The sequence below is a fragment of the Terrabacter sp. 05T424 genome (assembly GCF_056396225.1).
In genome coordinates, this window is sequence record NZ_JBFTLB010000015.1 from 24193 (window position 1) to 36266 (window position 12074).

Annotated in this window: 9 protein-coding genes; 5 read left to right on the forward strand and 4 right to left on the reverse strand. The window is 70.7% G+C overall.

From position 1 onward, the window contains the following. The first annotated feature begins 259 nt into the window (after positions 1-259). Positions 260-1906, forward strand: a complete 1647-nt coding sequence (locus tag AC1DE0_RS21105; protein ID WP_478105352.1) for an RNA polymerase sigma factor — start codon at positions 260-262, stop codon at positions 1904-1906. Between the two features lie 88 nt (positions 1907-1994). On the opposite strand, the gene AC1DE0_RS21110 is transcribed toward AC1DE0_RS21105, so the two are convergent. Genes AC1DE0_RS21110 through AC1DE0_RS21120 form a run of 3 tightly spaced genes read right to left on the reverse strand, consistent with a single transcriptional unit; the run spans position 1995 to position 6571 of the window. Beyond that, a complete protein-coding gene (locus AC1DE0_RS21110) occupies positions 1995-4304 on the reverse strand; it encodes a transglutaminase TgpA family protein (protein ID WP_478105354.1) in 2310 nt (769 codons plus the stop codon). Next, positions 4301-5545 carry a DUF58 domain-containing protein gene (locus tag AC1DE0_RS21115; protein ID WP_478105356.1) on the reverse strand — a complete coding sequence of 415 codons (1245 nt, stop codon included), beginning with the start codon at positions 5543-5545 and terminating at the stop codon, positions 4301-4303. The genes AC1DE0_RS21110 and AC1DE0_RS21115 overlap by 4 nt, the downstream gene beginning before the upstream one ends. Positions 5546-5560: 15 nt before the next feature. Next, on the reverse strand, positions 5561-6571 hold the full coding sequence (locus AC1DE0_RS21120; protein WP_478105358.1) for an AAA family ATPase: 1011 nt from the start codon (positions 6569-6571) through the stop codon (positions 5561-5563). 462 nt (positions 6572-7033) lie between these two features. Between AC1DE0_RS21120 and mraZ the strand changes: the two genes are divergently transcribed. The 3 genes from mraZ (at position 7034) to ftsL (ending at position 9568) form a co-directional block, all read left to right on the forward strand. Further along, positions 7034-7465, forward strand: coding sequence for a division/cell wall cluster transcriptional repressor MraZ (mraZ, locus tag AC1DE0_RS21125; RefSeq protein ID WP_478105360.1), 432 nt, complete (start codon positions 7034-7036; stop codon positions 7463-7465). Positions 7466-7847: 382 nt separating this feature from the next. Next, positions 7848-8858, forward strand: a complete 1011-nt coding sequence (gene rsmH, locus AC1DE0_RS21130; RefSeq protein ID WP_478105362.1) for a 16S rRNA (cytosine(1402)-N(4))-methyltransferase RsmH — start codon at positions 7848-7850, stop codon at positions 8856-8858. Continuing rightward, positions 8855-9568, forward strand: coding sequence for a cell division protein FtsL (ftsL, locus tag AC1DE0_RS21135; RefSeq protein ID WP_478105364.1), 714 nt, complete (start codon positions 8855-8857; stop codon positions 9566-9568). Before rsmH ends, ftsL begins: the two co-directional genes overlap by 4 nt. A gap of 225 nt (positions 9569-9793) precedes the next feature. On the opposite strand, the gene AC1DE0_RS21140 is transcribed toward ftsL, so the two are convergent. Continuing rightward, positions 9794-10048, reverse strand: coding sequence for a hypothetical protein (locus AC1DE0_RS21140; protein ID WP_478105366.1), 255 nt, complete (start codon positions 10046-10048; stop codon positions 9794-9796). A 196-nt stretch (positions 10049-10244) separates the two neighbouring features. On the opposite strand from AC1DE0_RS21140, the gene AC1DE0_RS21145 reads away from it, so the two are divergent. Then, positions 10245-12029: a peptidoglycan D,D-transpeptidase FtsI family protein gene (locus AC1DE0_RS21145; RefSeq protein WP_478105368.1), complete on the forward strand. Its 1785-nt coding sequence runs from the start codon at positions 10245-10247 to the stop codon at positions 12027-12029. Positions 12030-12074 lie beyond the last annotated feature (45 nt).

Below are 12074 nucleotides of genomic sequence, written 5' to 3' on the forward strand. Positions count from 1 at the left end.
GCGGCACACCCGTGCGTTCGCTCGGAGGCCGTGCGGCGTTTTATAATGTCTGAGTACCGGATCGCACGAGGCGCACCGAGAGATCGACACAGGGATCGACTCCGACAGGCCAAGCCCTTCCGGCACCAACCCCCATTCTCGTTCGTTGTGATGATGCATGCCCGCTTTCGGGCCGTCATCCGACGAGACCGTGCGACGAAAGGCGACTGCATCCGTGCCCAAGGCAACAACCGCTGGAGCTCCGAAAACCCTGCCGAAGGTGTTCCAGCACGAGGCGATCATGCAGCTCCTGGTCAAGGGCAGCACCAACGGAACCATCACCGGCACTGAGATCGCGCGAGCGCAGGTCGACGCAGGTCTCGACCTCAAGCAGATGAAGCCGGTCCTCACGACCCTCGAGGCCCACGACATCGAGATCGTCGTCGACGCGCCGCACTCCAGCACGACGAAGAAGACCCGTTCAGGGACCAAGGGAGGCAGTGTGGCCACCGCACGAAACACGACTGCCGCCGCGACGAAGTCCGCCACACGGACGACGACCGCTGCGACCAAGACCGCGGCCAAGAAGGCTGCCACCAAGACGACGTCGGCGCCCGGCGCTGCAGCCGTCGAGGGTGACGAGACGGCCGGCGCCGCTGCCAGGAGGTCGACCGCCGCCAGGACGACGGCGAAGAAGGCCGCGACCAATGCCGGTGTGGCCAAGGCCGCCGCCAAGCCCGCGGCGAAGAAGACCGCTGCCAAGAAGACGGCCGCGAAGTCCGCCTCCACGTCTGCCGACGGTGCCGGCGCCGAGGGCGACGCGGGCACCGATCCCGAGGACGCCCCCGAGGGCGAGCTCGAAGAGGTCGAGGTCGTCGACGAGGCCGTCGAGGACTCCGACGATGCCGAGGGCGGCGCTGCTGCGGGATCCAAGACCGAGGAGCCGGAGGAGTCCGGCTTCGTCATCCGCGACGACGACGAGGACGACGCCCCCGCGCAGCAGGTCGTCACGGCTGGTGCCACGGCTGACCCGGTCAAGGACTACCTCAAGCAGATCGGCAAGGTCGCCCTCCTCAACGCCGAGCAGGAGGTCGAGCTCGCCAAGCGCATCGAGGCCGGCCTCTTCGCCGAGGAGAAGCTCAACTCGGGCGACAAGATCGAGATGAAGCTGAAGCGCGAGCTCTGGTGGATCGCCCAGGACGGCAAGAAGGCCAAGAACCACCTGCTCGAGGCCAACCTGCGACTCGTCGTCTCGCTGGCCAAGCGATACACCGGCCGCGGAATGCTCTTCCTCGACCTCATCCAGGAGGGCAACCTCGGTCTCATCCGTGCGGTCGAGAAGTTCGACTACACCAAGGGCTACAAGTTCTCGACGTACGCGACGTGGTGGATCCGCCAGGCCATCACCCGCGCCATGGCCGACCAGGCGCGCACCATCCGCATCCCGGTCCACATGGTCGAGGTCATCAACAAGCTGGCCCGCGTGCAGCGCCAGATGCTCCAGGACCTGGGCCGTGAGCCCACGCCGGAGGAGCTGGCGAAGGAGCTCGACATGACGCCTGAGAAGGTCGTCGAGGTCCAGAAGTACGGCCGCGAGCCGATCTCGCTGCACACCCCCCTCGGTGAGGACGGCGACAGCGAGTTCGGTGACCTCATCGAGGACTCCGAGGCCGTCGTCCCGGCCGACGCCGTGAGCTTCACGCTCCTTCAGGAGCAGCTGCACTCGGTGCTCGACACGCTCTCCGAGCGCGAGGCCGGCGTCGTGTCGATGCGCTTCGGCCTGACCGACGGTCAGCCGAAGACGCTCGACGAGATCGGCAAGGTCTACGGCGTCACGCGTGAGCGGATCCGCCAGATCGAGTCGAAGACGATGAGCAAGCTGCGCCACCCGAGCCGCAGTCAGGTGCTGCGCGACTACCTGGACTGACCGGCGTCGCCAACGAGAGAGCGGTTCGTCCCTGGGGGACGAGCCGCTCTCTCGTTCGCATGGCGGATGAGCCGCTCGCCGAGACCCGTCAGCGCCGGCGGAGGCTGGGCAGCCGGTCGGGCAGTGACCGCCAGAACGTGACCGCCGCCTCCGGCCAGAGGAAGCCCCGGACGCGGGTCTGCCAGGCGCGGGTGCGCCCGACCTGCTTGCGGATCGACTGGATGTCGTGGTGCAGGCGGATGGCCTCCTGCGGTGAGGTGCGCTCTGGTCGGTCGTAGCGGGACTTCTCCAGGGTGGCGGTGACCCGGCCCATCGCCGTGGCGTTCTCCTCGTCGAGGTGGCCGTCCGTGACGTACCGGCGGTGCAGCTGTCGCAGGGTGACTCCGTCGGGTGCGGTCAGCCCGAGGTCACCGAAGTGCGAGGTGAGGTCCTGCCACTCGGCCTCGATGAGGTCCTGCTGCGTCACGGCGGCCCGCCGTCGACGCAGGCGCAGCCACCAGGCGGTGATCGGCATGACGAACGCCGCGACGAGCCCGATCAGCACGGCGAGGACGGTGACGACGTTGCGCAGCGTGAACGCGGACCCGATGGAGTCGAGCAGCGAAACGTCCTGGGGCACCGGGACGGTCGTCGGCGTGGCGGAGGCCGTCGGAGTGCCCGTCGAGGTGGCACCCGGCGACGCGCTGTCGACGTTGCGACCGGCGCCGGTCGCCCCGCCGCCCGGTCCCAGCACGGCATACGGCGGCGGCGTGCCGGAGCGCGAGCCCGGCGTGGGCTCGAAGCGGAGCCAGCCGTAGCCCTGGAAGTACAGCTCGGGCCAGGCATGGGCGTCGCTCGCGCGCACGGTGTAGTGGCTGTCGCCGGAAGCGAGCCCCGGCAGGAAGCCGATGGCCATGCGGGCCGGGATGCCCTGAGCGCGAGCCATCATGATCATCGCCGTCGCGAACTGGACGCAGTAGCCGCGGCGCGTCTGGTAGAACGCCTGGATCGGCTCGAGCAGCCGGCCCTGGTCGTCGCGCGGCTGCTCGCCGAGGTCGAGCGTGTAGGTGTAGCGCGAGGTGTCGCGCAGGTGGGTCTGGATCGCGATGGCACGGTCGAGCGGGTTGTCCGTACCCTTCGTCACCTGGTCGGACCAGCTCTGGATGAGGTCGCGCGACCGGTCGGGGATCGAGAGGTCGTCCTCGGTGATGTCGGGCGAGTCCGGCGTGCCGGACTGGCGCAGCTGCGGAGGAGTCGGGGCGAGGTCGGCGTAGGTGACCTTGTAGTTGCTGACGGCCCGGCCGACCCGGACGTCGCGCGTGACGGGGTCGATGGTCCAGGGCGTGCCCTCCATGGCGACCGCCACGACGGGATACGGGGCGGCGATGCGCGGCGCGGCGAGCGTGTTGTCGCTGACGGTCATCTCGTAGCGCTGCTGCGCGGCCGGCAGGGGCGACGGGTTGTCGGGACGGTTGCCTCCGGACCCGACGACGAGCCACTGGCCGCGTGAGTAGTAGGACGTGGCGAGGACGCGCAGGGGAGCGCGGGTGAACGCGGTCGTGGTGTAGGTCAGGACGGGGGACTGGTCCTGGTTGTTGAGGCTGCGCGCCAGGTCCAGGGTGTCGTTGAAGCCGACCGAGCCCTCCCCGCCGCCGTCACCCGATCGACCGAGACCCTCGGTGAGGTAGCGCGGCGGGAAGTGCGGCGTGACCGCCGGCACGAGCAGGGCCACGACGACGCCGATGGCGCCGAGCTTCAGGGCTCCGGCGGTGAACGAGCGCAGCGCGTCGCGGTCGTGCGCCGCCTCGTCGATCTCACTCTGCTCGTTGGCGCTGGCCGTGCCCCAGCGGCCGAACTGCGCACGCGCCGTGGTGTGCAGCATGACGAGCCAGAGCGCCACCGGCACGACGAAGAAGCGCAGCGCGAGCGCCGTCTGCCCGTTGGCTGCCGTGATGAGGTATGCCGTCAGCAGTGGCAGCCCCGCGGCGGCTGGACTGCGCCAGGTGGCGGCCATGGCGTCCACGGCGATGGCCACCGTGGCGATCGCGACGATCAGGCAGAAGGTGACGCCGTCGTTGAGCGGGGCCGGTGCCGAGTATCGCTGGACCGTCTCGAGGGCTTGCAGGCCAAGGGAGTTGGCGGCTTCGAGGGTGGTCGGGGTCGGCAGCACGAACCAGAAGCTGTCACCGGTCCACCGGGCGAGGATGACGTAGGTCGTCACGAGCACCTGCACGGCCACGATGAGCAGGCGCGAGCGGGTCAGGCCGCGGGCGACGAGGCCGAGCCCGGCCACGAGGGCGACCACGAAGACGGCCTGTGGCAGCCAGCTCGTCTCGATGAAGAGGCTGGTGATGGGGAAGACCGCGGCTAGTGTCGCGAGCGCCGCGAGCAGCGTGATCCTCCACCGTCGACGGGTCATCGGCTGCCTCCCACGGTTGCGGCCGTCAGGACGGCCCAGACGTGCGCGATGTCCTCGTCGCGCTGCACGGCCACGGCGCGCCACCCGGCGAGTCGCAGCGAGTCGACGTGCGGTTCGGCCTCGTCTGCGTCGGTCGAACCGAACGTGCGGGCATCGAGCACGAGGGCCAGCCCGGTGGTGCCGGGCTGGCGCAGGCTCGCCACGCGCGAGGTGACGTCGCGTCCGTGGGCCCCGACGATCGCGACGAGGAAGCCGCCGGCGGCGGCGAGGGCCTGAGCCGCCCGGAGGATCTCGTCCTCGCCGGTGTCGTCGCGGGGTGCCGTCACGGCGAGCACCTCGAGGATCTCGTCGGGCGTCATCGTCTCGGCGGCACGGCTCGACTCGACGGTCTCGGCGCAGACGAGGTGGACGGCATACCCGGACTCGCAGAGGTGGACGGCCACCGACGCAGCGGCGGTCACAGCCCACTCGAAGGAGCTGCTGGCCCCGGACCCGCCGTGCGCGGAGGGGCGTGGGTCGAGCAGCACGACAGCCCGACGCTGGGCCGGCCGGTCCTCCTGCCGCACCATGAGATCGCCCGTGCGGGCGGTGGCTGGCCAGTGGATGCGGCGCAGGTCGTCGCCGTCGCGGTACTCGCGGATCGTCACGTCGTCCTCGCCGTGCAGCGCGATGAGGTGGGCCTGCTCGCCCTCGGAGCCCACACCCGCGCTCGGCTGCCGGTTCGAGGAGAGGGAGTGGACAGCCGGCAGCACGACGAGCTCGGCCGTGCCCTGGAGCACCGCGTGGCGGTTGGCGAGGCCGAAGGGGTCCTGCACCTGCACGCCGAGCGGCCCCAGGTGGTGTCGGCCACGCAGGTGCGAGCGGACGGCGTAGTCGATGGCGCGCACCCGGCCGGGCGGGATGCGGCCCACGACGAAGCGCGGACGGTCTCCGAGCACGTAGTCGAGGCGCTCCTCGGCCAGGAAGATCGGCGTCGTCGTGGTCGAGACGTTCTCGAACGAGAGTGTGACGTGGGCGTCCTGCCCGACGCTGATGCGCTCGGGGTGGGTGTGCCGCTCGATGCGCATGCGGGTCTTGCGCGTGCGCACGAGCACCGAGGAGATGAGCGGGAGCGCGATGAGCAGGACGCCGAAGCGCGTGATGTCACGGAAGCCGAGGACGACCCCGGCCAGGAAGAGCAGGATGCCGGAGAGGAAGAAGGCCATCCCCCGGGTGGTGAGGACGCTGCGCAGGGCGCGCACGGCGGTTCGCCCCGCTCAACGTGCTGCCGGGGGCACCGGCACCTGGCGCAGCAGGTCGGTGACCACGTCGGCGGTCGTGCGGCGGGCGAGCTGGGTCTCGCTCGAGGGCATGAGGCGGTGGGCCAGCACGGGGCCGGCGAGCACCTGGACGTCATCGGGGATGACGTGGTCGCGGCCCTCGAGCGCGGCGTAGGCGCGAGCCGCGCGGAGCAGGTGCAGTGCAGCGCGTGGAGACGCGCCGAGCCGCAGCGCCGACGTGGAGCGCGAACGGGTGACGAGGTCGACGATGTACTGGCGCACGGCCGGGCTGGCGTGCACGTGCGCAACGGCCTGCACGACGCGGTTGATGGTGTCGGCGTCGGTGACGGCCGTCAGCCCCTCCAGGGGGGAGGACGCACCGTGGCTCTCGAGCAGGTCCAGCTCGGCGCTGGGCGAGGGGTAGCCCATCGAGATGCGCGCCATGAAACGGTCGCGCTGGGCCTCGGGGAGGGGATACGTGCCCTCCATCTCGATGGGGTTCTGCGTCGCCATGACGATGAAGGGCGCCTGCAACGTGTAGGTCGTCCCGTCGACGGTGACCTGCCGCTCCTCCATCGACTCGAGCATCGCGGACTGCGTCTTGGGCGACGCGCGGTTGATCTCGTCGCCGACGACGACGTTCGCGAAGATCGCGCCCGGACGGAACTCGAAGCGACGCGCGTCCTGGTTGAAGATGCTGACGCCGGTGACGTCGCTCGGCAGCAGGTCAGGGGTGAACTGGATGCGACGCACCGTCGCGTCGATCGACTTGGCGAGCGTCTTGGCGAGCATCGTCTTGCCGACGCCGGGCACGTCCTCGATGAGCAGGTGACCGCCGGCGAAGAGCACCGTCACCGTCGTGCGGACCACGTCGGGCTTTCCTTCGATGACGCTGGTCATCGCCGCCATCAGCCGGTCGGCCACGTCGTGGATGAGGCCGAGGTCGGCCGCGCCCGTCGTGGTGCCACGGTCTGCCGTGGTCTCGAGCCCGGTGTCCGTCGTCGTCACACTGTCCTCCGCTTGTCGTCCCCATGTCCTGCGCCTCATGCGGCGCAGCCCTGCCCGTCGCGGGTGCGCGTCCCGTCAGGAGATCTTCTCCCATGGACCCCGGCCGCGGGTAGGGATGCCGCACTCGTGTCGTGCGGTACCCCGCCTCCAACGGTGTTCCGGGCGCTGCCGAGCACCCTTCCACTTTCCTCCACAGGCAACGTCTGTGGGACTCGATCGGTTCGTTTCGCGGGGTAGCACGGAGCCGTTGAGCACGCGCGGGCCGTCCGAGGAGGTATGCCGCCCTCCCGCGGGCGTCCAGGCCCTCCACATCACTCCACCCCCGCTGACCTGCACAAATGCACGACTTGCCGACCCACTTTGGGTCAAAGTTCGTTGACGGTGGAGCAAAGTGGAGTATCGTGGGGCATCAAGGTAGGGAATGGGGACGCCCGTGGGTCGACAAAGGGGAGGTGGCTGTCCATGTTTCTCGGGACGCACACACCCAAGCTCGACGAGAAGGGCCGGCTGTTCCTGCCCGCGAAGTACCGGGAGCGCATGGCAGGCGGTCTCGTCGTGACCCGCGGCCAGGAGCGCAGCCTGTTCATCTACCCGATGGACGAGTTCGTCAAGGTCGCCGAGCAGATGCGGCAGGCGCCGACGACGAGCAAGGCGGCACGCGACTACATGCGCGTGTTCCTCTCCGGTGCCTCCGACGAGATCCCCGACAAGCAGGGCCGCTTCACGATCCCCGCCAACCTGCGCCAGTACGCAGGCCTCGACCGGGAGGTCACCGTCATCGGTGCCGGTTCCCGCCTCGAGGTCTGGGACAGCTCGGTGTGGAACGCCTACCTCGAGGAGACCGAGCAGAGCTTCGCCGACACCACCGAGGAGGTCATCCCCGGTCTCTTCTGACCCACAGCTCGAGGCACAGCGCACCTGAGTGCCGGCCTCCAGCCGCTCCGCTCCCGGGACGACTTCCCCCGTACCGGGCGAGGCAGCGGATGGGGACCAGCCCCCAGGTCGAAAGGCCAGGAGCCCAAGGACATCGCAGACCAGCCGACCTCCCGACCAGCCGACGACCATCTGACGACCACCGACACCCGACGCGGCGCGACCAGCACCCTCCACCTGGTCAACGCCCACCGGCCGCAGGCGCACCACACCCCCAACACCCCGACACGGCGGACCTCCAGGCTTCGCCGAGTCACACCAGCCACATCAGGCACACCGATCAACAGGCGCCCCAGCGGGGCGAGCAGGGCCATCAGCAGCACCAGCGTGAGAGGGACGCACCATGAGCGATCGAGGACCGGCGCAGGGACGCCACGTCCCCGTCATGCGCGACCGGATCCTCGAGCTGCTCGCGCCGGCCCTCGAGCGCCCCGGCGCCGTGCACGTCGACGGCACGCTCGGCATGGGTGGTCACGCCGAGGGAGTCCTCGAACGGTTCCCCGAGTGCGTCGTCGTGGGCATCGACCGCGACCGCGAGGCACTCGCGCTCGCGGGGGAGCGGCTGGCGCGCTTCGGCGACCGGTTCCGGCCCGTGCACGCCGTCTACGACGACATCAAGGACGTCGTCGCGGACCTGCACGTGCCGACCGTCGACGGCATCCTCTTCGACCTGGGCGTCAGCTCCCTCCAGCTCGACGAGGCCGACCGGGGCTTCGCCTACCGCGTCGACGCCCCGCTCGACATGCGCATGGACCAGTCGACGGGCAAGACCGCGGCCGACGTGCTCAACACCTACTCCGTCGAGGACCTCACGCGGATCCTGCGCGACTACGGCGAGGAGCGGTTCGCACGCAAGATCGCCAAGATCGTCGTCACCGACCGCGCGGTCGAGCCGTGGACGACCTCGGGACGCCTCGTCGAGATGCTCCGCAGGGTCATTCCCGCGGCGTCGCAGCGACAGAGCGGTCACCCGGCCAAGCGCACCTTCCAGGCGCTGCGCATCGAGGTCAACGACGAGCTCGAGGTCTGGCGCCGCGCCATCGACGAGGCGATCGACGTCCTCGCCGTCGGCGGCCGGATCGCCGTGCTGTCCTACCACTCTCTCGAGGACCGGGCGACGAAGCGTGCCTTCGCCGAGGGCGCGACCTCGAGCACCCCGCCCGGACTGCCGGTCGAGCTCCCTGAGCACGCGGCATACCTGCGCCTCGTCACCCGAGGTGCCGAGGCGCCCCCGGACGACGAGGTCACCACCAACCCCAGGGCCGCCTCGGCCCGTCTTCGCGTCGCCGAGCGCCTGCGCGACACCGGCCCGCACCCCTCAGCCAGCACCACCAGGAAGGGAACCCCCCGATGAGCCAGATGACCGCCACGGCCCGGCCGCTCCGCATCCCGCGGCGTGGCCCCGCTCCCGCGCCGCTCCGCGTCATCCCGGCCCGCATCACGCGCTCCGGCAACGGCTCGTTCGTGGCGATCTGCATCGGGCTCCTGACGGGCGGCCTCATCGCCCTGCTGCTGCTCAACACCGCCCTCGCCCAGGGCTCGCTGGCGCTCGGTGACCTGAACCGTGAGTCCGCGCGCCTCGGCGACACTGCCGGCAATCTGCAGGAGGAGATCGACCGAGCCTCCGCCACGGGGGCGCTCGCCCGCAGCGCAGCCGAGATCGGCATGGTGCGGATGAACACCCGCGGCTACATCGACCTCGCCAAGGGCACGGTGACCGGGCAGGCCGAGGCCGCGACGACGAACAACGCCTTCCCGATCGTGACGAGCCCGACGCCGCCGGCCGTGGCGGCCAAGGTCAAGACCCTGCTGTCGTCGGCGACGACGGCCACCAAAGCGGCGTCCGCCGCAGACCTCGCCCTCGCAGCGGGGAAGGCCAAGGACAAGGCGAAGGCCGACAAGGCGAAGGCCGACAAGGCCAACGCCGATCAGGCGAAGAACGACACGGCCAAGAACGGCAAGGCGAAGTCCGGCCAGGCGGGCGGTGCCACGAACGCCACGCCGACGGTGCCCGGTGCAACGAACGGGACGTCCGGGGCGCCCACACTGGGCACGACGGAATAGCAGACCCAAGAGACGACGGTGAGGTGAGACCGTGACGCAGGACCGAGGTGCCGCCACCGGGCGGACCGGCCGCGGCGCCACGCCCGCTCGAGAGACCCCCCGCGACCGCGGGGGCGCCCGAGCGTCCACGCGAGGCTCGGCGGCACCGGGCCAGTCACGCGCAGCCACCTCGGGCTCCTCGTCGCGCGCCGGCCAGCCCCGCTCTTCCCGTGCCGGCACGGGAGGTCAGTCGGGCGCTGCGCGGCCGACGAAGCCGAACGGCGGGGTTGCCGGCAAGGCTTCCGGCGCGCGGCAGACGAGTTCTCCGTCGGGTCGCCCGACGAGCCCGTCCGTCAGGCAGGCCTCGAAGCCCGCCAGGTCCGCCAGGTCCGCCGGGGTCTCTCGCGACTCGACGTCCCGCGCCGCGGCCACCGGGCGGGCCGGCTCGGGATCCAAGGCCAACGCCAGCCGGCCCGCGCGCTCGTCGGGTGCCGCTCCCACGCGTACGCGTGCAGCACGTCCCGCGGCGCTCGCGGGGAGCRCCGCGCGGCAGGCACCCACGTCCMGCGGCCGGGGGCCGGCTCCGAAGCGGGGCAGCGCCGCACGTGCCGCCCTCGCGCCGTTCGGAGGGGGGCCACGCGGGCCCCGGCGCCCGCTGCGGATCTCGAAGGCCAACCCGCGCCGCAGGGCGCGGGTCATGTTCGTGGCGATCCTCTTCGTGTTCACGATCTTCGCGGGGCAGCTGCTGCGCATCCAGGCGTTCGACGCGTCCGCGACGCAGGAGGCCGCGCAGTCCAAGCGGACGACGAAGACGACCACGCCGGCCATGCGCGGCCAGATCCTCGACACCAACGGCCAGGTGCTCGCCGACTCCGTGGAGCGTTTCACGATCGCCGCCGACCCGACGATCATCGGCTGTTTCGTCAAGGTCGCGGGCGAGTGCACCGCCGACGGCGTCACCAAGGCGGCCGCTGCGCTGGCGCCGCTCCTGCAGCGCAGCGCCGATGACCTCACACCGCTGCTGACCCGCAAGAACACGCGCTACGTGGTGGTGAAGAAGGAGGTGAACCCGGCCATCTACCGCGAGATCCGCGCGCTGGGCATCCCCGGCATCACGGGCACGCGCACGGCCCAGCGGATCTACCCGACCTCGATGGCTCTCGGTCAGCTCGTCGGCTTCGTGCGTCCCGACGACCAGAGCGGCGCGGGCGGCGTCGAGCAGATGCTCGACACGGCCCTCAAGGGAACGCCTGGCGTCAGCGTCGCCGAGCGGGCCCGCGACGGCTACACCATCCCCGGGTCTCAGCGGGTCGACACCCCCGTCGTCAACGGGCGCGACGTCAAGCTGACCATCGACGCCGACCTCCAGTGGTACGCCCAGAACGCTCTGGCCAAGCAGGTCACCGGAGTCGGGGCCGAGTCGGGCACGGCCGTCGTCCTCGAGGTGGCCACCGRCAAGGTTCGGGCCGCGGCGAGCTACCCGACCTTCGACCCCAACGACCTCGCCGACGCCAAGAAGGCCGCGCTGGGCAACTACGCGTTCAACGACGCGTTCGAGCCCGGGTCGACCGGCAAGCTCATGACGATGGCGGCCGCGCTCGAGCAGAAGGTGATCACGCCCGACACCGGCGTCATCGTGCCGCCGCGACTGCCCCGTGCGGGCACGTCGTTCAAGGACAACGAGCCGCACGGCGTCGAGAACATGACGGCCACCGGGGTGCTCGCCAAGTCGTCCAACATGGGCACCATGCTCATCGGCGAGCGCGTCCCGCCCGCGATCATGGAGGCGTACTACCGCAAGTTCGGCATCGGCGCGAAGACCCCCGTGGGCTTCCCCGGAGAGTCGGCGGGCCTGCTGGCGGGTGCGAAGGACTGGGTCTCGACCCGCCGCTACACGATCCTCTTCGGCCAGGGCTACGCCGTCACGGCGATCCAGCAGGCCGGCGTGTTCCAGACCATCGCCAACAAGGGCGTACGCGTGCCGCCGTCCCTCGTCGAGGGCACGGTGAGTGACAGCGGGACCTTCATCCCGTCGGCGCCCACGACACCGTCGCGGGTCGTCACCGAGGACACCGCCGTCAAGCTGTCCCGGATGATGGAGGAGGTCACGGGCCAGAACGGCACCGCGAGCGCCGCCCGCATCAAGGGCTACCGCGTCGCCGGCAAGACGGGCACGGCCGACCGCTACGACGACAAGCTGAAGCGCTACAACGGCTTCACGGCCTCGTTCATCGGCTTCGCACCGGCCGAGGCGCCGAAGTACGTCGTCGCCGTCTTCATCCAGAAGCCGTCCGCCGGCATGTTCGGCGGAATGCTGGCCGGTCCCGTCTTCAACCAGATCATGACCTACCTGCTCGAGCGCACCAGCGCCCCGCCGAGCCCCAAGTCGAACCTCGACTACCACGTCTGGGCCGACAAGCCGCTGTCGTCCGACGACCCCCAGGTGATCAGCAATGCGCGGGCCCAGCGGGATGGCCTGTAAGTTGGGATGACGTGTCACCTTCCCCCCCAAGACCCGCCACGTCCG